Source organism: Arthrobacter sp. AB6, assembly GCF_031844545.1.
GTDB lineage: Bacteria > Actinomycetota > Actinomycetes > Actinomycetales > Micrococcaceae > Arthrobacter.
In genome coordinates this window covers 216,034-242,012 of the sequence record NZ_JAUZVL010000005.1, presented here as the reverse complement: position 1 = coordinate 242,012, position 25,979 = coordinate 216,034, and the positions used below count along the sequence as shown (strand labels likewise).

The 25,979-nt window shown below is 65.1% G+C and carries 23 protein-coding genes and 2 pseudogenes; 6 read left to right on the top strand and 19 right to left on the bottom strand.

The window, feature by feature from the left end; translation table 11 throughout:
- Window positions 1–119: 119 nt before the first annotated feature.
- The 3 genes and pseudogenes from Q9R30_RS06375 to Q9R30_RS06365 form a co-directional block, all read right to left on the bottom strand.
- Window positions 120–1,301 carry an ABC transporter substrate-binding protein gene (locus tag Q9R30_RS06375; RefSeq protein ID WP_311217090.1) on the bottom strand — a complete coding sequence of 394 codons (1,182 nt, stop codon included), beginning with the start codon at window positions 1,299–1,301 and terminating at the stop codon, window positions 120–122.
- A gap of 171 nt (window positions 1,302–1,472) precedes the next feature.
- Window positions 1,473–2,486: pseudogene (locus Q9R30_RS06370) on the bottom strand (DUF4113 domain-containing protein); the annotation flags it as partial.
- Between the two features lie 236 nt (window positions 2,487–2,722).
- Complete coding sequence (locus Q9R30_RS06365; RefSeq protein ID WP_311217089.1) at window positions 2,723–3,166, bottom strand: GNAT family N-acetyltransferase; 444 nt, start codon at window positions 3,164–3,166, stop codon at window positions 2,723–2,725.
- Window positions 3,167–3,221: 55 nt separating this feature from the next.
- Between Q9R30_RS06365 and Q9R30_RS06360 the strand changes: the two genes are divergently transcribed.
- From Q9R30_RS06360 to Q9R30_RS06350, 3 genes are read left to right on the top strand one after another with little or no spacing between them, the layout of a single operon-like run.
- Window positions 3,222–3,620 (top strand): GNAT family N-acetyltransferase, encoded by a 399-nt coding sequence (locus Q9R30_RS06360; protein ID WP_311217088.1) that lies wholly within the window; start codon window positions 3,222–3,224, stop codon window positions 3,618–3,620.
- Window positions 3,621–3,675: 55 nt separating this feature from the next.
- On the top strand, window positions 3,676–4,233 hold the full coding sequence (locus Q9R30_RS06355) for an AAA family ATPase (protein ID WP_311217087.1): 558 nt from the start codon (window positions 3,676–3,678) through the stop codon (window positions 4,231–4,233).
- A gap of 36 nt (window positions 4,234–4,269) precedes the next feature.
- Window positions 4,270–5,076, top strand: a complete 807-nt coding sequence (locus tag Q9R30_RS06350) for a hypothetical protein (protein WP_311217086.1) — start codon at window positions 4,270–4,272, stop codon at window positions 5,074–5,076.
- 155 nt (window positions 5,077–5,231) lie between these two features.
- Here Q9R30_RS06350 and Q9R30_RS06345 read toward each other — a convergent pair whose 3' ends face one another.
- The 7 genes and pseudogenes from Q9R30_RS06345 to Q9R30_RS06315 form a co-directional block, all read right to left on the bottom strand.
- Window positions 5,232–6,335: a hypothetical protein gene (locus Q9R30_RS06345; protein WP_311217085.1), complete on the bottom strand. Its 1,104-nt coding sequence runs from the start codon at window positions 6,333–6,335 to the stop codon at window positions 5,232–5,234.
- 110 nt (window positions 6,336–6,445) lie between these two features.
- Complete coding sequence (locus tag Q9R30_RS06340; RefSeq protein ID WP_311217084.1) at window positions 6,446–7,717, bottom strand: hypothetical protein; 1,272 nt, start codon at window positions 7,715–7,717, stop codon at window positions 6,446–6,448.
- 664 nt (window positions 7,718–8,381) lie between these two features.
- Complete coding sequence (locus Q9R30_RS06335; RefSeq protein ID WP_311217083.1) at window positions 8,382–8,723, bottom strand: helix-turn-helix transcriptional regulator; 342 nt, start codon at window positions 8,721–8,723, stop codon at window positions 8,382–8,384.
- Window positions 8,713–9,828 carry a tyrosine-type recombinase/integrase gene (locus Q9R30_RS06330; protein WP_311217082.1) on the bottom strand — a complete coding sequence of 372 codons (1,116 nt, stop codon included), beginning with the start codon at window positions 9,826–9,828 and terminating at the stop codon, window positions 8,713–8,715. Before Q9R30_RS06330 ends, Q9R30_RS06335 begins: the two co-directional genes overlap by 11 nt.
- A 159-nt stretch (window positions 9,829–9,987) precedes the next feature.
- A pseudogene (locus Q9R30_RS06325) lies at window positions 9,988–10,275 on the bottom strand (DNA polymerase V subunit UmuC); the annotation flags it as partial.
- Window positions 10,268–10,699: a LexA family transcriptional regulator gene (locus Q9R30_RS06320; protein ID WP_104996360.1), complete on the bottom strand. Its 432-nt coding sequence runs from the start codon at window positions 10,697–10,699 to the stop codon at window positions 10,268–10,270. The gene Q9R30_RS06320 and the pseudogene Q9R30_RS06325, both read right to left, overlap by 8 nt.
- A gap of 78 nt (window positions 10,700–10,777) precedes the next feature.
- Window positions 10,778–10,972, bottom strand: coding sequence for a three-helix bundle dimerization domain-containing protein (locus Q9R30_RS06315; protein WP_157239914.1), 195 nt, complete (start codon window positions 10,970–10,972; stop codon window positions 10,778–10,780).
- A 311-nt stretch (window positions 10,973–11,283) separates the two neighbouring features.
- Between Q9R30_RS06315 and Q9R30_RS06310 the strand changes: the two genes are divergently transcribed.
- The gene (locus tag Q9R30_RS06310) at window positions 11,284–12,234 is read left to right on the top strand and encodes a DUF559 domain-containing protein (RefSeq protein ID WP_311217081.1); all 951 of its coding nucleotides are present in this window, start codon (window positions 11,284–11,286) and stop codon (window positions 12,232–12,234) included.
- A gap of 18 nt (window positions 12,235–12,252) precedes the next feature.
- Here the strand turns inward: Q9R30_RS06310 and Q9R30_RS06305 are convergent, their stop codons facing one another.
- The 8 genes from Q9R30_RS06305 to glyA form a co-directional block, all read right to left on the bottom strand.
- Window positions 12,253–13,287, bottom strand: coding sequence for an AAA family ATPase (locus Q9R30_RS06305; protein WP_104996362.1), 1,035 nt, complete (start codon window positions 13,285–13,287; stop codon window positions 12,253–12,255).
- Window positions 13,288–13,491: 204 nt separating this feature from the next.
- Window positions 13,492–14,388, bottom strand: coding sequence for a formyltetrahydrofolate deformylase (gene purU / locus Q9R30_RS06300; RefSeq protein WP_104996363.1), 897 nt, complete (start codon window positions 14,386–14,388; stop codon window positions 13,492–13,494).
- Window positions 14,389–14,391: 3 nt separating this feature from the next.
- Window positions 14,392–15,765: an L-serine ammonia-lyase gene (locus Q9R30_RS06295; RefSeq protein WP_104996364.1), complete on the bottom strand. Its 1,374-nt coding sequence runs from the start codon at window positions 15,763–15,765 to the stop codon at window positions 14,392–14,394.
- Complete coding sequence (locus Q9R30_RS06290) at window positions 15,766–16,404, bottom strand: sarcosine oxidase subunit gamma family protein (RefSeq protein WP_311217080.1); 639 nt, start codon at window positions 16,402–16,404, stop codon at window positions 15,766–15,768. It abuts the gene before it with no gap.
- Window positions 16,397–19,342, bottom strand: a complete 2,946-nt coding sequence (locus Q9R30_RS06285; RefSeq protein ID WP_311217079.1) for a sarcosine oxidase subunit alpha family protein — start codon at window positions 19,340–19,342, stop codon at window positions 16,397–16,399. Before Q9R30_RS06285 ends, Q9R30_RS06290 begins: the two co-directional genes overlap by 8 nt.
- On the bottom strand, window positions 19,339–19,776 hold the full coding sequence (locus tag Q9R30_RS06280) for a sarcosine oxidase subunit delta (protein ID WP_311217078.1): 438 nt from the start codon (window positions 19,774–19,776) through the stop codon (window positions 19,339–19,341). The genes Q9R30_RS06285 and Q9R30_RS06280 overlap by 4 nt, the downstream gene beginning before the upstream one ends.
- Window positions 19,777–19,813: 37 nt before the next feature.
- On the bottom strand, window positions 19,814–21,034 hold the full coding sequence (locus tag Q9R30_RS06275; RefSeq protein WP_311217077.1) for a sarcosine oxidase subunit beta family protein: 1,221 nt from the start codon (window positions 21,032–21,034) through the stop codon (window positions 19,814–19,816).
- Window positions 21,031–22,386 (bottom strand): serine hydroxymethyltransferase, encoded by a 1,356-nt coding sequence (gene glyA, locus Q9R30_RS06270; protein ID WP_311217076.1) that lies wholly within the window; start codon window positions 22,384–22,386, stop codon window positions 21,031–21,033. Before glyA ends, Q9R30_RS06275 begins: the two co-directional genes overlap by 4 nt.
- 155 nt (window positions 22,387–22,541) lie before the next feature.
- On the opposite strand from glyA, the gene Q9R30_RS06265 reads away from it, so the two are divergent.
- Window positions 22,542–23,213 (top strand): GntR family transcriptional regulator, encoded by a 672-nt coding sequence (locus tag Q9R30_RS06265; protein WP_104996370.1) that lies wholly within the window; start codon window positions 22,542–22,544, stop codon window positions 23,211–23,213.
- 150 nt (window positions 23,214–23,363) lie between these two features.
- The gene (locus Q9R30_RS06260) at window positions 23,364–24,647 is read left to right on the top strand and encodes a M20 family metallo-hydrolase (RefSeq protein ID WP_311217075.1); all 1,284 of its coding nucleotides are present in this window, start codon (window positions 23,364–23,366) and stop codon (window positions 24,645–24,647) included.
- Between the two features lie 61 nt (window positions 24,648–24,708).
- Here the strand turns inward: Q9R30_RS06260 and Q9R30_RS06255 are convergent, their stop codons facing one another.
- Window positions 24,709–25,974 carry an ArgE/DapE family deacylase gene (locus tag Q9R30_RS06255; RefSeq protein WP_311217101.1) on the bottom strand — a complete coding sequence of 422 codons (1,266 nt, stop codon included), beginning with the start codon at window positions 25,972–25,974 and terminating at the stop codon, window positions 24,709–24,711.
- Window positions 25,975–25,979 lie beyond the last annotated feature (5 nt).

The window sequence follows — 25,979 nt, the reverse complement described above, 5'->3', positions numbered from 1 at the left end:
GCCAGCGCTCTCTCATTTAATGCGCCTAAACCGCCAACGCTCTCTCCCTTTCTAAAGAAAAGTGAGAGAGCGTGCGGCCAGGATGGCGCATTAAGTGAGAGAGCGTGTTGGCTGGGGACCTATTCCTTGCCGAGCCCCGCGGCCGAGGTCTTATCGCCGGCGGCGCCGTTGAGCGCCCGCAGGTCGAAGATGCCGTTGATGTCCGCCTGCTTAGTGGTTCCGGCGGTCACGCCGTCGGCCAGGAGCTTCTGGTAGGTTCCGGCCAGCGGGTCCACGGTGAACACGATGTTCTTCAGGGACCGGTCGATGACGTCGGGTTTCAGCTCGGCGCCCGCGGCTTCCTTGAGGGCGGCGTTGATGACGCTGGCCTTCTCGCCGTCGGCTGCTCCGTTCAGCCACTCGACCGACTTCACGTGCCCTTTCAGGAGGGCCTTCACTGTGTCCGGGTGGTCCGCGGCGAACTTCTGGTTCACGATCAGGATGGTGGTGGGGAACTCGCCCGGCTTGCCGGACAGCGCGCCGTCCCACAGGTCCTTTTCGTCCACCAGCACCTTGGCGCCGGCGGTCAGCACCAGGCGGGAGGCCCAGGGCTCGGGCAGCCACGCGCCGTCGAGCTTTCCGTCCTGGAACAGCTTCAGGGTCTGGGCGTTCTCCGTGGGGTTGATGGCAACGTCGCCGCTGCCGTCAACGTTGGTCTTGTAGCCCTGCGAAGCCAGCCAGGCGCGGAGGGCGACGTCCTGCGTGCCACCGAGCTGCGGGGAGGCGAGGGTCTTGCCCTTGAGGTCGGCGACGGAGTTGATGTCCGACTTGACCACCAGCTGGGCACCGCCGGCTGCAGCGCCGGCGATGATGTTGATCGACTCGCCGCCGCTCTTGACGAACGAGTTGATGGCCGGATTGGGGCCGATGTAGGTGGCGTCGATGGCGCCGGCATTAAGTGCCTCAATGGCTGCCGGCCCGGCGTTGAATACCTGGGTGCTGAGCTTGGTGTCGCCCAGTTCGCCGGCGATGTAGCCCTGGCTGACGCCCACCAGGGCGGGCGCGTGGGTGACGTTGCCGAAGTAGCCAAGCTTCAATTCCGCGGCGGGGTTCCCGGCGGGCGCGGTTTCCTGCACGGCAGCGGGAGTGCCGCCGCTGTTCACCGCCGCCGCGATGGCGGCGCCTCCGCCCAACAGGGCGAGCAGTGCAGCGCCGATGCCGATCTTCCTGCCGAGGGAGCGCTTGGGAGCGGCGGACTGTCCGGCCACGATGCGCGTGGAGGCGGGCTGGTTCCTGGGGCTCTTGTTCGAAGGGTCTGACATGGGAATTTCCTTTGCTGGGGGCGGATGCTGAGACGAGATTACGGAGCGCCCGGCAGCCCCACAATCATTCCCGTAGCGGGCGTTCACGGAAGGTCGCGAACGCTCAACAGGGCGTAGCGGGGCGTCAAGAAACGTCGCGGGGCGTCTTTGGGGCGGCCCCGGCAGGAGCGTCTACGCAGCCCTGACGAGGGGGAGCTCGTCCCAATGCGTCGTGTACCGGGGCGACCGCATGGTGCGCTTCATGGTCCAGTCCAGGCCGGACCTGATGCCGGCGTGCCCCAACCCGATGGAGGCCCGGCCAAAACGGTTGCTGACGTCTTCAAGCAGGGTGCCGATGTGGCGTTCCTCGTGCGGGTTCTCGAACAGTTCCAGCGGGGACTGGTTGCCGGAGGGGCGCAGGTCCGTGAGCATAAGCCCCACTTTGACGTACTTGAGGCCGTCCCGGATGGTGGGCAGCAGGGCGTGCGCCGCCTTGGTGAGCAGGAGCGGATCCGCCGTGGGCATCGGCAGTACGACGCACACCGACGGGTGGGCCTGTTCGTGCCCGCTGAAGGGGGACGTGCCAGCGAATGCGGTGAGGACTTTGGCCTGCAGCCCGTGATTCGCGAGCCGGGCGCTCGCATGCTGGCCGTAGACGCTGAGGACCTGCCGCAGCCCGGCCGCGGTGGTGACCGGAGCGGAGAAGGAGCGGGAAAAGATCAGCTGGTCCCGGCCGATGCGTTCCTCTTCCATGGGGATGCAGGGCGTGCCGTTCAGTTCCAGGACGGTGCGCATCACCACAACGGAGAACTTATCCCGGATGGCAACAGGGTGGGCCCGGCTGAGGTCCAGGATGGAGTGGATGCCGATGGCGTTCAGGCGCCTGGTCAGGCGCCCGGCGATGCCCCAGATCTCCTCCACGGGCAGGCGCCTCAGCAGTTCCTCCCGCAGGGGCGCCGGGACGCTGTCCCAGTGGCAGACCCCCGCAAACACGGGATTGTTCTTGGCCCACTTATTGGACAGCTTGGCCAGCGTTTTGGTGGGCGCAATCCCGACACACACCGGCACGCCAACGTTCCGGCGGACTATATCCTTCATGGTCCTGCCCAGCGCCAGCAGCTGCTCCGGGCTGCCCTTCACTCCGAGGAAGGCTTCGTCGATGCTGTAGACCTCAAGCCACGCGGAATACCTGGCCAGCAGTTCTACTGGTAGGGGCGTCTACTTGAAAGTTCACTATTCCTCCCAGGATGTGCCTGAGTCTGGGGCGTCCCGACGCGGGTGGTCTGCACAACTCGTCGACGCCATCAGTCGCCCTCGCGACGGAGCAGATCCCCGGAAGCCATACGGCGCTTTGTCTTTCCCTGTCAATTTCGAGCGTGTTGAGGCTAAGCGGGCAGACCCAATCCTGAATGGCGTCACCCAGATGGCCGCAGCCGGGCCCCTTACTGGGAATCGAGGGTCTTCTTGAAGAAGGTCGCGGCGTCCTCATATGCCAAGGCATGATAGAAATCGCCCGCCCGCCGGCTCGCTAGAGAGACATGTGCGGCGCCTTGCGCCTGCGCCCACGACTCGACCTCAGTCATCAAGGCCTGTCCGACACCTTGCCGTCGTAACCGCTCGGCCACCATTACCTCTTCGACCCAGGCAGCAGGGCCGTTGGCAAGAAAGGTGGCTCGGCAATGGGCTAGAAGGTAGCCGACGACGGATCCGTCACGCTGTTCGGCTACCAGAATGAGCGTCTGGGGCGCCTGGAGCGATGAGCGGAAGGTTAGGTCAAAGGATTCCCGCTTCGGCGAGAACGTTCGCGCGAAATCCTGAACCAGACGCCAAACGTTGTCCACATCGTTGATGCCGGCGCGTCTGATCGTCATGGTGAGGTTCGGCATCTCGCTACATTACCCGGGCGGTCCGTAGGCGGCGGCATCTGCAATGCTGTTCAGCATGACGATCACCTTTGAATGGCGCGGAATGGTTCGGAACGAAGAAATTAACCAGCCGCACGCAGAAGGCTTCGATCATGAATTGGTTGAAATCGATTGGACTGATGTTCTCTCGCGCCTGAGCCTGGGGTGGGTCACAGCTCGCGACGACCAAGGCCTCGCGGGCTTCGTCAACGTGATCTGGGACGGACAGGCACACGCGTTCATCGAAGACACCTTGGTGGCACACAGGGCGCGCCGTCAGGGCATCGGGAAAAGACTCCTCTCCGTAGCCACCGAGCAATCGAGGGAGGCGGGCTGCGAATGGCTTCATGTTGACTTCGACGACCACCTAAAGAGTTTCTACTTCGATGCATGCGGTTTCCGTCCCACCAACGCCGGTCTAATCCAACTGCGCTAGCGTCGGGCGGTGAGCCGTGAGAGAGCCACACGCAATTAGCATGAAGGATTGTCACGTGAACAACACTTTGCAGAACATCCAGAAGGCGGTGCTGGAGACCCCAGCCGTTCGGGGCATTAAGATCGTCGGAATCGATGGGCCTTCAGGATCGGGTAAGAGCACGTTGGCGGGGAAGTTGGCCCCATTGTTGAACGCCCCGGTCATCCCAATTGACGACTTCGTTTCCTGGAACAACTTTGCCGGATGGTGGCCCAGGTTCGAGCAACAGGTCCTGGACCCCCTACTCAATGGGTACCCGGCCCACTACCAGCAACGGGATTGGGAGGGCGACGAGTTCGGTGATTCCCTGGGACGTTGGACAACGGTGAACTGGAATCCGGTGGTGCTCATCGAAGGCGTCACGTGCACCAGGCGAGAGAGCATAGGCCGGATTGCATTCGCTGTATGGGTGGAGGCTCACGAGGATGAGCGTCTGCGACGCGGCATAGAGCGGGACGGAGAAGGGCGCAGGGCACTTTGGCATCGCTGGATGGATGAAGAGGACAAATTCTTCGCTTCGGATGAAACTCGACTCCGGGCTGGCCTCATAGTTCCCGGAAATTGGGGCAAGTGAGACCCCCATTCCTTGGTCACCACCTATAGTGATCAGGTGCATCCTCCGATCGAAACCCAAGCTGAATTCCGCGCCGCCGGGCCCCTGGTCAAGCTGGAGGGCGGCCGAGGAACGGCCTGGAGAGTTGGCGACGTGACACTGAAGCCTCTTGATGTGCTTCCCGAGGAGTTGCTCTGGTTGGACGAAGTTGCGCGCGAACACAGCGTCGGCGGTGAGCTGCGCCTGAGCCTTCCGATCAGAAGCCGGTCAGGCAAGCTGATTGTCGACGGCTGGACGGCATTCCCCTACCTCACCGGCGAACACCAGCCGGGAAGATGGGCGGAACTGGCAAAAATCGCCCGGGAGTTCAGTGCGATTTTCGCTGAAGTACGGCGCCCTGACTTTGTCGATAAGCGAACTCACGCCTGGGCCAAAGCTGACCGGTTTGCCTGGGGAGAATATGATGGTCCGCCGATCACGGCTCCCTACATCGCTGACCTCGTGAGCGCACGGCGGCAGGTGTTCGATCCCCCTTGCATCGTTCACGGCGATCTCACCGGAAACGTCTTGTTCGACCCCGCTCTTCCACCCGCCGTCATCGATTTGACCGTCGACTGGCGTCCCGTGAGCTACTCAATAGCCGTGATCGCCATTGACGCCGTCTGCTTCGAGGGGGCGCCGCTGTCACTTCTCGAAACGATCAGCGCGGCGCGGGACTTTCCGCAGTACCTGATCCGCGCCTTGCTGTTCCGGCTCGCGGTCGACGGCCTGAATGGCCGGTCGGCGTCTGATTACGGTGCCTACCAGAGCGCCGTTGGCCGTGTGCTTGAACTCGCCGAGGGTAGGAGTCCGGCTGATCGATGACCCTAGACAGCCGGGCTGTCGGTCCATCCGGTGAGCCCAAGAAGGTCAGCAGCAATGTCCTGGACGCTGCGGTTGTCCGTGGGGCATCGATGGGCCCATTGTGGCGTGAGAACCAAGGGAATCGCCATCTACACATGAGTCGGAGCGACCGTACATTAGCCCTCTACAACGACGCCTGGGACTGGACCCTCATCTGGCACTTCAACGTGCGCGAAGCTCGTCTGGAACGCGATTCCTGGCCGTCTATCTATGGGGCCACCGTCTGGTGGCGTGGTGACGGGGTATCGAATACCGACTACCGACTCGCCTAGGAGTCCCTCCGGTGTAGGTCCTAGTGGCAGCGTTGGAAATGGCTGAATGTCCGCTTCCCGTTCATCGAAGTGCCGGGCCGCAGCCACGTGGAATATTGCAGCATGAGCGGTCGCCATCAGCCATGTCTCGGCTAGGAGGGTGGCCGGTCTCAAGTTGAGTACGGTCACTTCCAGTCCCTGCTTCCTTTGGTCTTCTCGGGGAGGCCTCGCCAAGTATTCAACGGTTACTCCCTCAAGGATGTTCGCCGCGTCCTCGCCGGTCAGTGAGCTCAGCGGGACGCCACCGTCAGGGGTGGGGGCCTGGGTTGTTACTGTTGCCAACACGTCATCGCGTGCTCGAACCGCCAGCCCATGCTTCAGTTTGTTGTGTGCCGCGTTGATATTGATATCACCGCGGACCAAGAGCGACATTGCATGAGTCAGCCAGTCGCCCAGGACATTAAGGGCTTGGTCGGCTTTCCGCTGCATTTCCGGATGGGCCGCTACTTCCTCGGGGAAGACAACTCTCCAAAAGGTGTCGTGCCCGGTTGGACTGCGTAGGAACTCCTTAGCCTCTCTGACCAGGTCGACGGTTTTGGTCGGTCCTTCGGCTATTGCCGCCCACACACATTTCACTGGCCCCTGTGCTGCGGTGCCTACTGTGAGGGAGTGATACAAACGCACCAGTGATTCAGCGGCATGGTGGCGGAGAGCAAAGGCGTCAATCGCAACCTGTAGCTCACGATCGGACTCGTTGAAGGACAAGAGGTCACGGTGGGTGCCCTGCCCAAGCAAGGACGCGAACTCTCTCCCGATCTGCCCTGACTCCGCGTCGTCCGGAGGATGGCTCCCTAGCAACGACGAGATCCGTGATGAAAAGTAGCCGAATGGTCGGGACAAGAAGAAGCTGTCGTCAAGACTAAGAGCGATGTTTGCATCCAGGCGTGCCTTAGACGGTGAAGTGAACATGGGGATGATTGTCCTCCCACGGACGGCGTGTCCCGGGCTGTCGACACAGGGCACGTTGGTCGTTCACAGGGCACGTTGGTCGTTCATTTTGTTGTTCCCGCGCGGAAGTATCAGCGGAGGGCGGGGTAGGAGGCCCAGTCACCTCCGGCGAGACGCCACCACGCGGTCGCTGAAGTTGTTGAGATTCCCAACAGATCCGATAGGACTCTAGGGTGCATTTGCTGTGCAAGCTCAAGGAGTGCGGTGACTCGGGCGCTGCCGGTCTGCATGCCGTGACGGTTGAGCCGTTTTCCGAGGGCGCCGGCCGTGAGGGGCGCGCCAGGGTTCCGTCCGGCGAAGAGCCAGCGCTCTGACCGGGGCTGGCTAAGATTGAGGAGGTCCGTGAGGGCTTCGCCTAGCGCACGGGGCAGCTCGATCGGTTCCTTCCCGAGGGTCAGGGTCACTCGATCCGGGAGGACATCTACTTGGGCACGTTCTATGGCCACGATCTTCGTCAGGTGCATGCCGTAGAGCAGGACGAGCAGGGCCGCGACCCTATCAACGGGTGATAGGTGGGTGTCTCCTAGGAACAGGCGGGCCATTTTCCAGCGGTGGTCGGAGTCGAATCCGCTTCCGGCGAGCTGATTCTTGCGGTGTTCAACTCTGAGGCGGCTCATGCGGTTCTGCCGCAACCAGCGGGTGAAGGGCGCCAGCGCGTCCTGTTGGCTCGGGGAGCCCGTGAGGAAGGCGTCGAGTTCGCGTTGCGGATAGGCCGTGAGCGAGTGGCCTTGGACGCGGATGCGTCGGAGAAGCTCGGCGCAGGACCTCAGAGCTGCACGTTGTTTCTGGTAGCGGGCTTTGGCGGTACCGCGTGGTGTGGTGTGGGTTGGGGAGTTCAATCCCCACGCACTGTATTGGCGCAGGAGAAGTCGGTCCTCTGGTGCTTCGAGAGAGGCCAGCCAGACGCGAAGCCAGTGCTCGAAGCGGGCGTGTTGGACGTTTAGGTCAGGCAGCGTGCCGGATTCAACGAGCAGGGAGAGTAGGAACGAGGCCGACTGCACGGAACCTGCCCGCTCGATGATCGCTGCGGGTTCCAGTGGCAGTGTGCCGCCGGCAAGGTCACGGAGGGTGGCTGCGGCGCTGCTGTTGTCTACCCAGCGGCTCAGCGACTCTGCTCTTGGGTGGTGGGACATCAGGTAGTCGGCCAAGGACTGCATCTCGTCCCGGATCTGGCCCGTTTCGTCGGAGAGAAGCCGCCGGACGACGATGGGTCGGCGGCATTGTGCGCACAGGTGGTGCTTGCGTGATTCTTGAACTGAGCCGCAGCCGGGGCAAGCCATGGTGACCGGGGCGCCTGCGCATTCAGCGCAGACGAGTTGTTTGTGCAGGAGATTTGTCAGCATCCGCCGCTGGCCGCATTCGGGGCATGGGTGTGGGTTCCGCATGCCGTAGTAGCACCGGGCGCATACGCATTTTCCTTCAAGGTGTGTGGCGACCCGACCCGCTCTATGACATAGCGAGCATGTCTTTTCGGGCGCGGTGTAGCAGTTGAGGCACACCAACTCCGGTCGCCGGACGACGATGGTCGCGGACTGACCGCAACGTGAGCAGACGTCGAATGACCGGGGGTCCGCCCGCCAGCACGCCCTGCAGAAACGCTCTCCATCGATGTTGCGCTGAACTGGCTGGGTGCGCCCACAGGCGGCGCAGGGCGCCGACGAGTGGTTCCGGGCGCAGCGTGAGCAGTGCCGCCCTCCGTTGGGTGCCTTGTGGGGCAGCCGGAGGTGCCGGCCGCACCCTTCACAGCTCGGAAGAATGATGCCGCGGGCGCCGGCGGCAACGAGCGCATGACACAGTTCTTGGACGGTGATCGGGACGTTCTTGTGCTTGCCTTGCAAGACCCCTGGCTGCTTGATCAGCGCAAGCTGGAGGAGACGCTGCGTTCGCTCTGCGGGAGCGACCTCGATGACGACTGTCTTGATGTCTGTGGCTGAGAGTTCGGGGTCCGTGTCCTGGATGAGCGAGACGATCTCCGATAGCTGCTGCCCGGTACTCTGGTCGGCCACTTCAAGCTTGCTCGGGTCCGGGACGCCGGATGGTTGCCCGGAGCGGACGGAGATCACCGATCGAACCGCGTGTTTGTTCGCCGACGGCGACGGGCAGGGTTTCTGGCGTGCTGCGTTTCACCGATACGAGGTCATCCAGGGAACATTCCAGTGCGTCGCAGAGAGCCGAGAGAACATCCAGCCGCACTCGCTGCGGCGTCTGGGCAACCAGCCGGTACACCTGCTCCCTGGACAGGTCGATTCCCCGCTCCGCGAGCAGGGGTCCGAGCTTGGAAGTCTGGAAGATTCCCCGGGAAGCCATTACCGATCGGAGATTCCAGGTCGTCTCCAGCTCAATCGTCACGGTTGTCTCCTTCTACAAGGTTCTTCAGTGCCTTCGTGAGCACCCGATTCTTGAAATCAGAACTCACAGAAGCGTAAATCGACGTTGATGACGCCTGCGCGTGCCCGACTTGTTCCTGCACAAAGCGCTCGGCATAACCAAATTCGATCAGGTGAGTGACGTACGAGTGCCGAAGACTGTGCAGCGTGAGTGCCTTCGACAACCCCGCCTCATCCCGCAACGCTGCAAAACGCCGGTCCAGGAAGCCAGCCGTCACGCGCGTGCGCCGCTCAGTGACCCAGATTGCCTCAAGGTCGCCCGGCGCGAATCTCTGCCGGGCGTCTTCAACCCACTGTTGCATTCCTTGTATCCACCAGTCGAACTCAGGAACCAGCAGGACCGTTCGTCGCCGCGGAGCGCTGCCCCTGGAAGCCTTCGCCCACCGGACGTGAACAGCACCGAACCGCCCCCAGCCCGGCACCGCGGAGCTGTGATGGAGGTCGGTCAGGTCGAGCTTCACCGCTTCCGTGCGGCGCAGACCGAAGGCGTACACCGTCTTCAGCAACTGCGCGTCGCGCAGCGCCCCGAGAGCCCCTTTCCGACGCGACGTTACCAGCGCCTCAACGCGCGCATCAGCCGTATCGAACAACAGCTGGACTTCTTCGTATGAGAGGGGTCGCCGAGCGGCGTCCCCTTCGAACTCGAATCGGTGCGCGACCGTGTTCCAGGGCAGGCACACCTGTGAGGGCACCTCGCCGAACTGCGCTTCGCAGATTTCCATCCAGTCGTAGTGCGGATTCGTGATGTACTCGCAGAAGACCCGTATGGCGCCGTGATAGTGCCGAATCGTTGACAGGGCCCTCTTGTCACCGCCGATCGTATCGGTGAACTCATCAAGGTCGCTGACTCTCCACTGCCACGGAGGCTTGTCGGAGAACTCACGGAACCGCGTAACTATCGCGAGTCGTGCCCGAATCGTCGCTGCTCTCAGGCCCCGGCTTTGCTGCTGATTCCGCCATCCGTCGATCATCGCCTCGAAGACCGTCTGTTCAGGATTCATCATCGAGACGTTCGACGCCGAAGATAGCAGCCTCAAGGCGGGTGCCGCGTTTTCATTATGTTGCATTAGATACAACAAAGTACGGACAGATGCATCATTGGGTCAAATCGCATCGCATTGGCCCCGGCATTTCCCTGCTACCGTCGATTGCAGCGCCGCCCGTCGCCGCAATTAGTGGGCGATTGCAATCGTAGACAGTTGCATTGGCTGCAACAGTGCACGGTTCATCACCCGGGCGCTGATGTCGCCATAGAGCTCATAGTTGCTGGACCTGGCCACCAAGCCCCATTCCTTGGCGCGGGGTGCGAGCTTGAACCAGGGCTCTCCCACGGCAATGCCTAAGGCTTTGGCTTCGGGGGAACGGGTCACCGCGCAGCCGTCGTTGTTGGACAGGACCACCAGCGGCTTGCCCTCCAGCGAGGGATCGAACGCGCGCTCGGCGGAGGCGTAGAAGCAGTTCACGTCCACATGGGCGATCTGCGGCATCTGCCGCATGAGGCCCGGCCTAGACATGGTGCAGGCACCTGGTTGCGACGCCCCAGATGGTCAGTTCGGACAGCGCCTGGACCCGGATATCCGGGTACCTCGGGTTCTCGGCCTGCAGCACCACCCCGGTCCCGGTGAGGCGCAGGCGCTTGACGGTCAGCTCGCCGTCCAGGACGGCGACGACGACGGATCCATCCTTGGGTTCCAGTGCCCGGTTCACGATCAGCTCATCCCCGTCGCTGATCCCCGCGCCTTCCATCGAGTCGCCGGTCACCCTGACGACGTAGGTGCTGGTGATGTCCTTGATCAGGTGGGCATTGAGATCGATCCGGCCGTCGAAGTAGTCCTGTGCCGGTGACGGAAAGCCCGCGGCCACCGGCACGGGCGAGATCAGCACCGAGAATAATGAGACGCCCGCATCTATCACGCGGGGACCGACAATTACGCCCACAACACACCCTAATTCGAATATATGTTCGATTAGTTCAGTGTAGTCCCTGGCCCGGACAAAGCTTAAGAGCGATGTCCGCTAATGCTGGGTCAAACGGAGCCTTGCAGCCCGTTCCACCAGGACCGGCACGTAGTCCCGGATAGGGCCGTCATCGAGGACGCGGTGTTCTTCGGCGACCACGTTTTCAATGACGGAGCGCGGTTCCTCGGGGAAGCGCTCCGCCAGCCGATCGACAACAGCCATGAGGGCCCGCACTTCGGGTTCGTTTGTCATTCCCAAAGCTTCGGCCTGGCGGGGAGGAGAGTCAACCATCACTTAGTCGTCCCACGTCAGCGCCCTTTGGGTATCGTTCCTCGGATTCCGTTCTGTGCGGGTTCAGCCGGCGGCAGCCACCGGCCACGACTCGCGGACGGCCGACGGCGTGAACCTCGCCCCGGTGTTGGGGGAGCGTAATGTCAGTTTTTTGACAACGCTCTCTCACTTAATGTCGGTTTCGGGGCATCCCTCTCTCACCTCCCGCGCCGCGACGGCAGGCCTGTGGATAACTTCTGCAGCGTCCGGCCATATCGGGGCACAATGCCAGCATGCAAAAGCAGGATTCTCTGCCCCAGTCGTTGGCAAGAGCTCCCTTCACCTTCGGCGCTGCCCGGGCTTCCGGCGTCACCGTAAACCGGCTCCGGCGCAAGGATGTGATGAACGTGGGCCGCGGCCTTTACCGCCCTGTGGACTGGGACTTTGATTTGGAAGGCGCGGCCAGGGCGTTGTCGGCTGCGTCGCCGGGAGCCTGGATCTCCCATGTGACCGCCGCCCGGCTTCGCTGCCAGGTACTGCCTCCGTGGCTTGCTGATTCCACGGAACTGCATCTCAGCAAGCCGCGTTCGCTGCCATCAGTCCGCCGGAAGGGCGTGTTCGGCCATACCGTGCTGGCACGTGAAGACGAGATCGAACTTGTCGACGGCATCCGCCTGAGCACGCGGTCCCGCACCTGGCTCGACTTGGCACGCGTGCTGCCGCTCCATGACCTGGTCAGCATGGGTGACCAACTGGTCCGCGTCCCGCGGGTGGATTTCGAGGGGAGGACGGAGCCCTATGACACCATCGCGGGCCTTCGGATGCTGGTGGGCCGCCACCCGAATTTGCAAGGCGTCGTCCGCGCCCGTGAAGCGCTGGATCTGATCCGGGTAGGTGCAGACTCCGCGCCGGAAACGTTGCTTCGCTTGGCCATCGCCGACGCCGGGCTGCCGGAGCCCGGACTCCAGGTGCCGTTGCGCGCGGGAGAGTCGCGGTCGCCGTCGGCCGATCTGGGCTACCGTCATCGCCGCCTTGCGATCCAGTACGACGGCGGACATCACCTCGGTGAGGCACAGATCCTCAGCGACAGGAGGCGGGACAAGGCCTTCGAATCCGCCGGCTGGACCGTCCTGGTCTTCGATAAGGACGACCTTGCGGACGAATTTCAGCGCGCAGTACAGAGGATTAAGCGGGCGCTCCGGAATAGCTGGCTTGATCACCCTCAGGCGTCCGGGTTCGCCTGACAGCCGCCGTAGATGCGGTCAGGCCAGCCAGCGCCACCAGCGTGGCTGTTCCGGTTCGGGCCTCGGTTCCGGTTCCGGCTCCTCGCCCAAGGCCAGCGCGGCCTCAACGATGTCGTCCGCGGTGAGCGTCATGACGGCCTCACGATCGAGCGCGTCGAGACTTTGTTCCTCGTCGCGCGACAGTCTCAGCGCCTGACGGTTGAGTGCCTGCTCGAACAGCGTGCGGGCGAACCGTGCATTACCGGAGTCCTCGCCCGCGTGGAGCCCGGTGAAGATGCGGCGCAGCATCTGGTCCGCACCCGGCTCCAGCCTGTACTCGTGCTGGGCCAGCATCCGGTGGAAGATCGTCTGTAGGGCGTCAACGGAGTAATCGGGGAACGTGATCTCGCGGGCGAACCTGGAGCGCAGTCCGGGGTTCGAGAGCAAGAAGGACTCCATCAGCCGCGGGTACCCGGCCACGATCACGACCAGGCGGTGGCGGTGGTCCTCCATCCGCTTGAGCAGGACCTCTATCGCCTCGGGGCCGAAGTCCATCCGGCCGTCCTCCGGGGCCAGTGCGTAGGCCTCGTCGATAAACAGGACGCCGTCCAGCGCACGCCGGATCACCCGGTCCGTTTTGATGGCGGTCGTGCCGACGTACTGCCCCACCAGGCCTGAACGGTCTACCTCGACCAGGTGTCCTTTCTGCAGCAGACCGACCGCGCGGTACATCTCGGCCAGGAGCCGCGCGACGGTGGTCTTGCCCGTGCCCGGGTTTCCGAGGAACACCAGATGCTGTGACGTGGCCACCTCCGGCAGGCCATGCGCCTTACGGCGGGCCTGGACCTGGAGCAGTGCGACGAGCGCCCGCACCTGTTCCTTCACGGTCTCCAGCCCGACCAGCGCGTCGAGCTCGGCCTGCACCTCGGACAGCGGCCGGGCCGGCCCGGGCCTCGCAGCCATGAGATCGCCGACCAGGTCGTCGACGCGTTCCGAACCAGGCAGCTTGAGCTGATCGGCCAGCCGGCCGATGGTTTCGCGCAGGTCGTCGAGCGGATTGCGGCTGGCAGCCATGCATCCACTGTAGTACTCGATTCCCGGCCGGGGAGGGGGCTCCCAGAACAGCTACGGCAATGATCCCCCAAGGTGAGAGAGGGTCGCCCGAAAACCCGCATCAGGTGAGAGAGGGTCACCCGAAAACGCACATCAGGTGAGAGAGGGTCGCCCGAAAACCCGCGTTAAGTGAGAGAGCGTCGGGTGGGGAGGGCGGGTCAGCGGCTACCGCAGCACCACGGTGCGGTTGCCCTGCAGGATCACCCGGCCCTCGCAGTGCCACCGCACGGCGTTGGACAGGGCCTTGCACTCGGTGTCGCGGCCGGCGGCCACCAGGTCCTCGGGCCCGTAGGTGTGGTCCACCTCCACAGTCTGCTGCGAGATGATCGGGCCCTCATCCAGCTCACTGTTGACGTAGTGGGCCGTCGCACCAACGGTCTTCACACCGCGCGCGTACGCCTGGTGGTACGGCTTGGCGCCCTTGAAGCTGGGCAGGAACGAGTGGTGGATGTTGATGGCCTTGCCGTCGAGTTTGCGGGTGAGGTTGTCGCTGAGCACCTGCATGTAGCGGGCCAGCACCACGAGCTCCACGTCGAACTCGTCCACGAGCTCCAGCAGGCGCGCCTCGGCCGCAGGCTTGCTGTCGGGCGTGACGGGCACGTGGAAGAACGGGATCCCGTGCCACTCCACCAAAGCCTGGTGGTCGGTGTGGTTGGACACCACCGCCACCACGTCCACCGGCAGTTCGCCGATGCGTGCCCGGAACAGGAGGTCATTGAGGCAGTGCCCGAACTTGGACACCATGATCAGCACCCGCCGCTTGGAACCGTGCGGCTCCAGCCGCCAGCGCATCCCAAAGCGCTCCGCAACGGGACCAAACGCGGTCCGCAGCGTGTCCGCGGTGGAGGCATCGCCGTCGGACGCAAAATGCACCCGCATGAAGAAGTGCCCTTCGGAACGCTCGCCGAACTGCTGGTTGTCGATGATGTCGCAGCCGTGCTCCAGGAGGAAGCCGGACACGGCGTGGACGATGCCCGGCGACTCGCTGCAGTCCAGCGTGAGGACATGCTCCACTGTGGTCACCGGCGTGGAAAGGGAAGTTTCAGTCTCAATGGCGGTCATGGCTCAGCACTCGATCACATTCACGGCAAGGCCCCCTCGGGACGTTTCCTTGTACTTGGTTTTCATGTCGGCGCCCGTCTCGCGCATCGTTTTGATGGCTTTGTCGAGGGATACCTTGTGGCTGCCGTCGCCGTGCAGGGCAAGGCGGGCGGCGTTGATGGCCTTGACGCTGGCGATGGCGTTGCGTTCGATGCAGGGGATCTGCACCAGCCCGCCCACGGGGTCGCACGTCAGGCCCAGGTTGTGTTCAATGCCCACCTCGGCGGCGTTCTCCACCTGGGCGGGCGTGCCGCCCAGGACCTCGCAGAGCCCGGCGGCGGCCATGGAGCAGGCGGAACCCACCTCGCCCTGGCAGCCCACCTCGGCACCGGAGATGGAGGCGTTGATCTTGAACAGGATTCCGACGGCGGCCGCGGCCAGCAGGAAGCGGACCACGCCGTCGTCGTTGGCGCCGGGCACGAACTTCACGTAGTAGTGCAGCACCGCCGGGACGATGCCGGCCGCGCCGTTGGTGGGCGCGGTGACGATCCGGCCGCCTGCGGCGTTCTCCTCGTTCACGGCGAGGGCGAACAGGTTCACCCACTCCATCGCCCGGAGCGGATCGGTCACGCCGGTGTCCGCCGTCAGGGTCTGGAACAACGACGGCGCGCGGCGGCGGACGTTGAGGCCGCCCGGCAGGATTCCTTCCGCGGCGCAGCCGTTGTCCACGCATTCGCGCATGACGGCCCAGAGCTTCAGCAGTTCTTCCCTCAGTTCCGCTTCCGTCCGCCAGGTCAGCTCATTGGCGAGCATCACGTCCGAGATGGACATGCCTTCACGGCTGCAGATCTCCAGCAGCTCGTCCGCCGTCGTGAAGGGATATGGAAGGACCGTGGCGTCAGCCACCACGCGGTCGCCGGCGTCGGCGTCCCCGTCCACCACGAAGCCGCCGCCAATCGAATAGAAGCTCCGTTCGCTCAGGACAGCCCCGGTGTGGTCCAGGGCGCGGAAGGTCATGCCGTTGGGGTGGGCCGGGAGGGACTTCCGCCGGTGGAGGACCACGTCCTCGTCCCAGTTGAAGTCCACCCGGTGGTCGCCGCCCAACCACAGTTCGGCGTCGAGGGCGGCCGCAGCCACCTGGTCATCCGCTGTCGACGTATCCACGGTTTCGGGGTCCAGGCCCTTGAAGCCCAGGACCACGGCCTTGTCCGAACCGTGGCCCCGCCCGGTGGCGCCCAGCGAACCGAACAGTTCGGCCTGCACGCGCCGGGTGGAGCTCAGGAGTCCGTCGCCCTTGAGTCCGTCGGCGAACAGTTTCGCCGCCCGCATCGGGCCCACCGTGTGTGACGACGACGGCCCGATGCCAACGGTGAACAGGTCCAGGACGCTGAGTGCCATTTAGGGGACCTCAGGCGAGGCGTATTCGCGCATGGCGTCCAGGAGCCAGCGGCCCAGGAAATCGGCGAACGAGGCGCGGGGGAAAATCCGGTAGCTCTCGTCGCCGGTCTTCCACAGGACCACGGGGATGTTGCCGACCTCCGTCGAGAGGGCTGTTCCGGCCTTCAGGACGCGCGGGTGCAGGTCCAGCGAGCAGCCCTTTTCCAGGACGGCGCGGGCCCGCGGCCCGGTGAGCTCGAACGTGGTGCGGTTTGCGGAGAGGTCCACCACCTGGCCAGCCCCATCGCCGAGCGCTTCCCGGAGCGCCTGGATCAGGTCGCCGCCGAGGGATTCGTGCGCTTCCCTCGGAGCTACCACCAGGAACTCTTCCGGGCCGAGCCACAGCACGGACGTCTCACCGGCGCCGGCCACGCTGCCGCACTTTGCGGGCAGGCCGCCGGTGACGGAGGCGATGCGCTGTCCGGCGTCGCTGTCCCGGTTGGCCCGGAGGCCCACCATGGTCAGGAATGCCACTTCGCTGATCTCCACCACGCCGGGGACGGACCCGGTTTCAAAGTCTGCCCGGAGCCGGGCGGCAGGGCTGACGCGGAGTGAGAGGTTCTTCTGGTACGAGGTTGCAGGTGCTGCTGTTTCAGCCATCTTTGCGGGTCCCTTCGGGGTCAAAAAGTACGGTTTCGGCGACGACGACGTCCACCAGCTGGTCGCCGGCAGCAGCCACGAGGGTTTCGCCGATGCGGTTGCGGCCGTTCTTGATCAGGGCCAGGCCGAAGGACCTGCCGAGTGCCGCGCTGTGGTAGCTGGAGGTGACGAAGCCTTCCATCGGGACCGGCCCGTAGGCCGGGTTGGTGGAACGGCCCTTCTCAACGAGCTGGGTGCCTTCCGGCAGCCGCAGCGTCCCGTCCACCGGCAGCACGCTGACCAGGTGCTTGCGGTCCTCGCGCTGGCCGTCGGCCCGGGCGTAGGAGCGCTTGCCGATGAAGTCCTTGGCCTTGGAGACGATCCATTCCATGCCCGCGTCCTGCGGGGTGACGGTGCCGTCCGTGTCCTGTCCGACGATCGGGTAGCCCTTCTCGGCGCGGAGCACGTGCATGGTCTCGGTGCCGTAGGGGGTGATGTTGAACTCGGCCCCGGCGGCGGCCACGGCTTCCCAGGTGTTCAGCCCGTACCAGGACGGCACGTTGATTTCGTAGGCCAGTTCGCCGGAGAAGGAGATCCGGCAGACCCGGGCGCGGACGCCGGAGGCCAGGGTGGTTTCGCGGAAGGTCATGAACGGGAAGGCTTCGGCCTCCAGTCCGCCGTTGGCGGCCAGTTCCGGCGCCACCTTCGCGAGGACTGCGCGGGATTTGGGTCCGACGACGGCAATGGTGCTCCACTGTTCGGTCACCGAGGTGCAGTGCACGTCCAGTTCCGGCCACTCGGTCTGCAGCCATTCCTCCAGCCAGTCCAGCACCTTGGCGGCGCCGCCGGTGGTGGTGGTCATGAAGTAGGTCTCCTCGTCCAGGCGCAGGGTCACGCCGTCGTCGAAGATCATGCCGTCCGCCATGCACATCACGCCGTAGCGGGCGGAACCCGGGGCGAGCTTCTTGAAGGCGTTGGTGTAGATCCGGTTCAGGAACTCGCCGGCGTCCTTGCCCCGGATTTCGATCTTGCCCAGGGTGGTGGCGTCCATGAAGCCCACGGAGTCGCGGACGGCAGCGCACTCGCGCAGCACGGCCGTGTCCATGTCCTCCCCGTCCTGCGGGTAGTACCAGGGCCGCTTCCACTGCCCGACGTCCTCGAACAGGGCACCCTTGGCCACGTGCCAAGGGTGGATTGAGGTCTTGCGGGCGGGATCGAACAGCTCGCCCCGCTGGCGTCCGGCCAGTGCCGCGAACGCCACCGGGGTGAACGGTGCGCGGTAGGTGGTGGTGCCGATGTCGCCGATGCCGCGGGATGCTTCGCCGGCGGTCCGGAGCGCGGCGGCAATGACCCCGATCGCGTTGACGCCGGAGGTCTTGCCCTGGTCGTTGGCGGTGCTGATGGAGGTGTAGCGCTTGATGTGCTCCACGGACCGCATGCCGGCTCCGGTGGAACGCAGCACGTCAGTCACGGACTGGTCGCGCTGGAAGTCGACGTAGTGCTGGTGCCAGTCATCCGGGGTCCCGGTCTCGCCGGGGACGAGCCACAGCTGGCGGGTGGGGGCGGAGGCCTTCGGCTCCGCCAGGACGAGAGGAACGACGGCGGACGCGAACCCGGCAGCGATGGCTGCGGAAGCGCCGGCGGAGACGCCCTCGGCGAGGCAATCCTCCAAGGCGAAGCTCCCGCGGCCCGAGCCGATGGTCTGCTGGTTGGGAACCACGGTGCTCGGCACAAAGGCGGCCAGTTCGTCGTCCCAGCGCAGCTTGCCCTGCCGCTGGGAGTGCAGGTGCACCAGCGGGCTCCAGCCGCCGGAGACGGCCAGGAGATCGCAGGCGATCTGTTCGACGCCCGAGGTGAGCTCGCCGTCGTCGTTAATGCTGCGGACGGTGACGCCGTCCACGCGGCCGTCTGCCGACTGCGAAGACGTGTTGGCCACGGCACTGCCGATCAGCACCCGCGTGCCGGCTTCGACGGCGGCAGCGGCCACCGCGGTGAGCTGCGGACGGGCGTCCACCACGGCGGCGAGCTTCACGCCGGCGGCGCGGAGGTCCGCGGCCAGGGCGTAGGCGCTGTCATTCGTGGTGCTGATGACCACGCGCCGGCCGGCGGCCACTGCATAGCGGTTGAGGTAGCTGCGGACTGCGGAGGCGAGCATGATGCCGGGCCGGTCGTTGTTCTCGAACACCAGCGGGCGCTCGTGGGCGCCGGGGGCCAGCACCACCTGGTTGGCACGGATGTGCCAAATACGCTGCCGGGAGACCCCGGGGGCGGCGGGGGAGGACAGGTGGTCCGTGCGGTTCTGCACGGCGATCACGTAGTTGGCGTCGTAGGCGCCGAAGGCCGTGGTGCGGTTCAGGACGGTGGACTCGGCACCGGAGACGAGCTCGGCTTCGACGTCCGCCACCCACTCCAGGGCGGGCTTGCCCTCGATGGTCTCAGCCAGTTCGGGTGCCGTTGATCCGGAGAGGAGGGATCCGCCCAGCTCGGGCTGGTCGTCCAGGAGCATCACGCGGGCGCCGGAACGGACCGCTTCACGGGCCGCGGCCAGGCCGGCAGGGCCGCCGCCGACCACCAGGACGTCGGTGTGGACGTACTTCTTGTCGTACTCGGCGCGGTCCTCGGCCGGGTCGAGCTTGCCCAGCCCGCTGAGGAGTTCCGCCTTCAGGCCGTCCACCAGGGTGACGGTAGTGGCGGGAAGCATGGATTCGGCCACGTCGCCGGGGAAACGCGCGGCGATCTTCACCATCGCGTTGGATTCCTCCACGCCGGCGGACATGATGCCGCGGGGCCGGTCCTCGTAGAGGGAGTTGCCGGCGTTGATGCGGCCGTTGGCGATCAGGGCCGAGGCGAGGGTATCGCCGGGGTGGCCGGTGAACTCCTCGCCGTCCACGGTGAAACGCCAGGAGATGGTGCGGTCGATGCGTCCGCCGGCGGCGAGGCGGGCGTTCTGGGAAGTCACTTGGTTGCTCCTTCCGGGGCGGTGGTGCTGGCGGAGGTTGTGCTTGGGGCGATGCTGGTTGCAGCGGTGCTGGTCCCTGAGATGTCCGGTGCCGCGGTCCCGGTGGTTGTGCTGTCCGGGGCCAGGCTGGCGGTGCCCGTTTCGGCGGTCAACTGACCGGCGGCATCCGGCCGGGGCGTGCCCATCGGGTAGATCGCCTGGATCTCGTACGTGACGGTATCGCGGAGCATGTTGAACCACTGGCGGCAGCCGGTGCTGTGCAGCCAGCGTTCGGCGAAGGCGCCCTTGGTGTTGTCCCGGTAGAACAGGTACTCGGCCCATTCGCGGTCGTTCAGCTCGTTCGGGTTTTCCGGGTACGGCACGTGGGCCTGGCCGCCGTAGTGGAACTCGGTCTCGTCACGGGAGCCGCAGTTGGGGCAGGAGATGAGCAGCATGTGCGTCTTCTTTCTAAAGTGCAGTGTTCGCTGGCGGCTAGTGGGCCACGGCGGCGGCGCCGTGTTCGTCGATCAGCGCGCCAGTTTCGAAGCGTTCCAGCGCAAACGGCTTGTTCAGCTTGTGCGGAGAGCCCGTGGCGATGTTGTGCGCGAAGGTAAGCCCGGCCGCGGGGGTGGCCTTGAAGCCGCCGGTGCCCCAGCCGCAGTTCACGAACATGTTTTCCACCGGCGTGTTGCCCACGATGGGGGAGGCGTCCAGCGTGGTGTCCACGATCCCGCCCCAGGTCCGGAGCACGTGGGCCCGGGCGAAGATGGGGAAGAGCTCGACGGCGGCGGCCATCTGGTGCTCGATCACGTGGAAGGAGCCGCGCTGGCCGTAGCCGTTGTAGGAGTCAACGCCGGCGCCCATCACCAGTTCGCCCTTGTGGGCCTGGGACACGTAGACGTGCACGTGGTTGGACATGACCACCGTGGGGTGGACCGGCTCGTGCAGTTCGGAGACCAGCGCCTGCAGCGGGTGGGACTGGATGGGGAGCCGGAAGCCGGCCATTTCGGCCAGGACCGAGCTGTGTCCGGCGGCGGCGAGGCCCACCTTTTCGGTGTTGATGGTGCCGCGGTTGGTCTTGACGCCCACTACGCGGTTGCCGTCCTTGACGAAGCCGGTGACTTCGCAGTTCTGGATGATGTCCACGCCCATTTCGTCGCACTTGCGGGCGAACGCCCAGGCCACGTGGTCGTGCTTGGCGATGCCGGCGCGGGGCTGGTAGGTGGCGCCCATGACGGGGTAGCGGATGTTGTCATTGATGTTCAGGATCGGGCAGAGTTCCTTGACCTGCTTGGGGTCCAGCCACTCGGCGTCCACCCCGTTGAGCTTGTTCGCTCCCACGCGCCGCATGCTTTCGCGGACGTCGCCCAGGGTGTGGGCGAGGTTCATGACGCCGCGCTGGCTGAAGAGGAAGTCGTATTCCAGCTCCTCGGGCAGGACCTCCCAGAGCTTGAGCGCGTGCTCGTAGATGGCGGCGCTCTCGTCCCAGAGGTAGTTGGACCGGATGATGGTGGTGTTCCGGGCCATGTTGCCGCCGGCCAGCCAGCCCTTTTCCAGGACGGCGATGTTGGTCATTCCGTGGTTCTTGGCCAGGAAGTACGCGGTGGCCAGGCCGTGCCCGCCGCCGCCCACAATCACGGCGTCGTAGGAGGACTTGGGCTCCGGGTTGCGCCAGAGGAAATCCGGGTGCTCGGGGAGGAGGTCTGCGCTCACTGGGCTGCTCCAATCAGGTCTGCTTCAAGGGCGGCAACTTCAGTGCCGTTGCTGAGGTGGGGGTAGAGGGGGAACTTCTCCGCCAGTGCGGTGACGCGGCCGCGGAGTTCGACGGCGGTGCTGTCGCCCAGGGACGTGGTCCCGGAGGCGGCGTTGCCCGCAGCGGCGATGAGCGCCGTCGCAATAACGTCGGCTACCTCCGTGAATTCCTCGGCGCCGAAGCCGCGGGTGGCCAGGGCCGGCGTGCCGATCCGCAGTCCGGAGGAGACCATCGGCGGGCGGGGGTCGAAGGGGACGGCGTTGCGGTTCACCGTGATGCCGATGCGGTGCAGGGCGTCCTCGGCCTGCTGGCCGTCCAGCTCGGAGTTGCGGAGGTCCACCAGGACCAGGTGCACGTCGGTGCCGCCGTTGACCACGGAGATTCCGGCCGCGGCGACGTCGTCGCGGAGGAGCCGTTCGGCCAGGAGCTTGGAGCCCTGCAGGACGCGTTCCTGGCGTTCCTTGAATTCGGGGCTGCCGGCGAGCTTGAAGGCCACGGCCTTGGCGGCGATGACGTGCTCCAGCGGGCCGCCCTGCTGGCCGGGGAAGACGGCGCTGTTGATCTTCTTGGCGTACTGCTCCTTGGCGAGGATGACGCCGCCGCGCGGTCCGCCGAGGGTCTTGTGGGTGGTGGTCGTGACGACGTCGGCGTAGGGGACCGGGTTCGGGTGCAGGCCCGCGGCCACGAGCCCGGCGAAATGTGCCATGTCCACCATGAGGTACGCGTCCACCAGGTCCGCGATGCGGCGGAACTCGGCGAAGTCCAGCTGGCGGGAGTAGGCGGACCAGCCGGCCACGATGAGCCGCGGGCGGTGCTCAAGGGCCAGGGCTTCCACCTCGGCCATATCGATCCGGAGGTCGGATTCGCGCACGTGGTAGGGGACCACGTTGTAGAGCTTGCCGGAGAAGTTGATGCGCATGCCGTGGGTGAGGTGGCCGCCGTGGGCCAGGTCCAGGCCCATGATGGTGTCGCCCGGGTTCAGCAGGGCGAACATGGCGGCTGCGTTGGCCTGCGCGCCGGAGTGCGGCTGGACGTTGGCGAACTCGGCACCGAACAGTGCCTTCACGCGGTCGATGGCAAGCTGCTCCACCACATCAACGTGCTCGCAGCCGCCGTAGTAGCGCTTGCCCGGGTAGCCCTCCGCGTACTTGTTGGTGAGGACCGAGCCCTGCGCCTCCATGACGGCGGACGGGGCGAAATTCTCCGAGGCAATCATTTCCAGCGTGGACTGCTGGCGCACCAGCTCCTGGGCAATGGCCTGCTGGACCTCTGGATCGACTGCGGAAAGTCGCTCGTTCAACTGCTCAACCACGGGTGCTCCTTTGAAATACCACTTGTTCAATGACTGATATATCAGTGTGGGAACAATGGTATGATTGGAATCACAGCAGAGTCAATAGCTGCACGGAAAACGGCTTTTAGCTACCGTTTGGGGATCCGGCGGGTATCAAAGATTGGAGCGGCGCCTTGAATGCACTTCTTGCCCTGACCCCTGCGGAGGAGGAAGCTCCGTCCCAGGCCGAGGCAGCGTACCGGCAGCTGCGGGACAAGTTGATCATGCTGGAGATCCGGCCCGGGGAGCCCATCAATGACGGGCAGCTGGCTGCGGAGCTCGGCTTCAGCCGCACTCCCGTGCGAGAGGCAATCAAGCGCCTTGAGGTGGACCACCTGGTGATCTCGTATCCGCGCCGGGGGACTTTCGCCACGAACGTCGACTTCACGGAGCTCGCCGACGTCTCCGAAATCCGGGAGTTGCTGGAGCCCCTCGCTGCCCGCCGCGCGGCGGACCGGGCGAGTGAAAGTATGCGGCGGGAACTGCTGCAGGTGGCTGATGCCATTGCCGGGCTTGAGCCTAGTCCGGGGGAGTCCCGCGACCTGATGCGCTACGACCTCATGGTGCACCGGCTGATCTACAAGGCCGCCGCCAACCCCCATTTGGAAGACACCCTGATCCGCTACGACAACCTGGCCACCCGAATCTGGTGCGTGGTCCTGGACAAGGTGCCCTCGGTAACCGGCCACATCACCGAGCATGTGGACCTGCTCAAGGCGGTGGCCGCCGGCGACGCCGATAAGGCAGGCGAGCTGGCCCTGCACCACGTCACCAGCTTCGAGGAAACCATCCGCAAGGTGCTGTAGCACAAGCCGCGCTACCGCCATTGTTTCCTTGCCCGATGTGCAGATTCACAATGCCCCGGGCTGAAATGGTTGTCGGGTCCCAGTGCCTCCGGCATCCCGTCCTGAGACGATTGTGTACATCATTAATCCAAGCGTGAAGGACAAGCAGTCATGAGCAACGGAGCCGTGCCCGAACCCGATCCGACGAAGTTCACGGGAGCTGACGCCGTGTTCCTCCAGGACTTCGCCACACTCAGCGCCTTTGGTGCCACTCCCGGCGGGGGTGTGGAGCGGCAGGCGGGTTCGCCGGCAGACGGGGAACAACGGGCCTGGCTGTCCGCCATCCTTAGCGACAAGGGGTTCAACGTATCCTTCGACCAGGTCGGAAACCAGTTCGGCCTGCTGGAGGTGAACCCCGGTGCGCCATACGTGCTGGTTGGCTCCCACCTTGATTCGCAGCCGACGGCGGGACGGTATGACGGTGCCTACGGCGTGCTCGCCGCCGCCCATGCAGCATTCAGCCTCGCTGCCGAATGGCGTGCCGCAGGGACAATTCCCCGGTACAACCTGGCCGTCGTGAACTGGTTCAACGAGGAAGGTGCCCGCTTCAAGCCGTCCATGATGGGCAGTTCCGTCTACACGGGAAAGATGACACCCGAGGAAGCCCTGGCGACGGCGGACCATGGCGGCACAACCGTTCGCCAGGCCTTGGAAGCAACCGCATCGCTGGGCGAGGGCACAGGGCCGACAGCAGCCTACGCCGCCGAAATCCACATCCAGCAGGGCCGCAGCATGGAACGCGACGGCGTCACCATCGGCGTCGTCGATTCCAACTGGGCGGCCAACAAGTACCAGTTTGAGGTCCGCGGCGAGCAGGCGCACACCGGCTCAACGGTCATCGCTGACCGGCGCGACGCCCTCCTGGGTGCGTCGATGCTCGTGGTCGCCGCGAGGGAAATCGCAGACCACTTTCCAGGCGGGGCTGTGCATACCTCGGTGGGCCAGCTTGACGTCTATCCCAACTCGCCCGTCGTCGTCCCCTCGCTGGTTTCCTTGCTCCTTGACCTGAGGTCGGCCGACGAGGAACTCCTCGCCGACGCCGACCAGATGCTCCACGACCGCATCGGCCAGATCGAGCGGGCTGCCCGGGTGGAGATCAGCAAGACGGGATCCCACTGCTGGCCGGTTACCCCTTACCAGCCGGAAGGAGTGGCACTGGCCGAAAAGACCGCTGCAAACCGCGGATTGGCCTATTCGCGGGTCAAGACGCTGGCCGGACACGACTCCACCAACCTGAAGGACATCGTTCCCACCGTGATGCTGTTCGTCCCCTCAGTTGAGGGCATCTCCCACAACGAGCATGAGTACACCACGGACCAGGACATCATCAGCGGCCTGCACGTGCTCACCGACGTTGTCCGCAGCCTCTGCCTCGGGGAACTCGACCCCCGGTAGGCACCACAACACGCAGAAGGCGCCCGGCCATTGGCCGGGCGCCTTCTGCGTACCGTAAGGATCATGGTGCCTCGGTGACACCACACCAGTCGGCGATGAACAAGGCGATGGTCTTGGTCACCTGGCGGACGGACTCGATGTTCACACGCTCATCGAACCCGTGAATCGCCTCCGAGACGGGCCCGTAGACCAGCGCCGGGATCCCCGCGTAAAGGGTGAAGACCCGGCCGTCCAGGTAACCGGGCGTCGTGAAGCTCTGCAACGCCGAACCGAAGACAGCCTCGTGCGCCGTGGCCAGTGCCGCTTCCGCTTCCGATCCCTCCTCCAGGACGTAGCCCTCGGAGAAGAAGCCCGTCCGTTCGGCCGAGACCGATGCGCCCGCCCCGGCCGTCTGCAGGCACTCCAGGATCTCATTCCACGCATCCACGGCCGGGACCCCCGGATACAGGGCTGCCCGGACATCGAACTCACACCAGGCCGGCACGCTTGAAGGCCAGTCGCCGCCGGAAATCATGCCGATGTTGACGTTGATCGGATGGTCGGTGTCCTCGAAGTGCGGGTGGCTGCCCTTATCTGCGTTCCACTTGGCTTCGAGCTCCCGCAACGCACCCATGACGGTGTAGGCGGCGTCGATGGCGTTGAAGCCTGACGCCATCTCCCGTACATGGGTAGGCCTGCCGGAAACACGGACCCGGAACCAGATCACCCCCACGTTTGCCCGGACCAGCATGTTCTCTTCCGGCTCGGGGATGATGACAGCATCCGCGGTGTAGCCGCGCTGCAGCGCAGCCAGCGACCCGTTGCCTGTGCACTCCTCCTCCACAACTGACTGGAAGTGGATGGTCGAGGCCGGGGCGAAGCCGGCGGCCCGGACGGCGTCGAAGGCGAACAGGTTGGCAGCGAGCCCGGCCTTCATATCACCGGCCCCGCGGCCGTACATCCAGCCGTCCTTCACCACGGCATCCCAGGGGCTGCTTTCCCACGTCGCCACGGGCCCGGTGGGAACCACATCGACGTGCCCGTTCAGGATGAGCGAACGGCCCTTTTCCTCCGGGGGAGCGTAGGTGCCCACCACGTTGGTCAGGTCCTCGAAGGCGACCGTGCTGGGACCGTAACCCACATGCGAAGCGAGGGCTTCGCCGTCGAGCGTCCAGCGGTCCATGGCAAGTCCGCGGGCCTCAAACTCTGCGAACATCAGGTCCTGCGCCCCGGCCTCGGCTGTCCTCAGCGAGGGATGCCTGATCAGTTCCGCGGTGAATTCAAGCTGGCGGTCAAAAGCTGCATCCACGGCGTCGGTAATACGGCGCGCGGTTTCCGGGTTCAGCATGGGGC

Coding starts and splice junctions, on each gene's coding strand:
- Q9R30_RS06375 (WP_311217090.1), bottom strand. CDS start 1,301: ATGTCAGACCCTTCGAACAAGAGCCCCAGGAACCAGCCCGCCTCCACG.
- Q9R30_RS06365 (WP_311217089.1), bottom strand. CDS start 3,166: ATGCCGAACCTCACCATGACGATCAGACGCGCCGGCATCAACGATGTG.
- Q9R30_RS06360 (WP_311217088.1), top strand. CDS start 3,222: ATGACGATCACCTTTGAATGGCGCGGAATGGTTCGGAACGAAGAAATT.
- Q9R30_RS06345 (WP_311217085.1), bottom strand. CDS start 6,335: ATGTTCACTTCACCGTCTAAGGCACGCCTGGATGCAAACATCGCTCTT.
- Q9R30_RS06340 (WP_311217084.1), bottom strand. CDS start 7,717: ATGCTGACAAATCTCCTGCACAAACAACTCGTCTGCGCTGAATGCGCA.
- Q9R30_RS06330 (WP_311217082.1), bottom strand. CDS start 9,828: ATGCAACATAATGAAAACGCGGCACCCGCCTTGAGGCTGCTATCTTCG.
- Q9R30_RS06315 (WP_157239914.1), bottom strand. CDS start 10,972: ATGACAAACGAACCCGAAGTGCGGGCCCTCATGGCTGTTGTCGATCGG.
- Q9R30_RS06310 (WP_311217081.1), top strand. CDS start 11,284: ATGCAAAAGCAGGATTCTCTGCCCCAGTCGTTGGCAAGAGCTCCCTTC.
- Q9R30_RS06305 (WP_104996362.1), bottom strand. CDS start 13,287: ATGGCTGCCAGCCGCAATCCGCTCGACGACCTGCGCGAAACCATCGGC.
- purU (WP_104996363.1), bottom strand. CDS start 14,388: ATGACCGCCATTGAGACTGAAACTTCCCTTTCCACGCCGGTGACCACA.
- Q9R30_RS06295 (WP_104996364.1), bottom strand. CDS start 15,765: ATGGCACTCAGCGTCCTGGACCTGTTCACCGTTGGCATCGGGCCGTCG.
- Q9R30_RS06290 (WP_311217080.1), bottom strand. CDS start 16,404: ATGGCTGAAACAGCAGCACCTGCAACCTCGTACCAGAAGAACCTCTCA.
- Q9R30_RS06280 (WP_311217078.1), bottom strand. CDS start 19,776: ATGCTGCTCATCTCCTGCCCCAACTGCGGCTCCCGTGACGAGACCGAG.
- Q9R30_RS06260 (WP_311217075.1), top strand. CDS start 23,364: ATGAGCAACGGAGCCGTGCCCGAACCCGATCCGACGAAGTTCACGGGA.
- Q9R30_RS06255 (WP_311217101.1), bottom strand. CDS start 25,974: ATGCTGAACCCGGAAACCGCGCGCCGTATTACCGACGCCGTGGATGCA.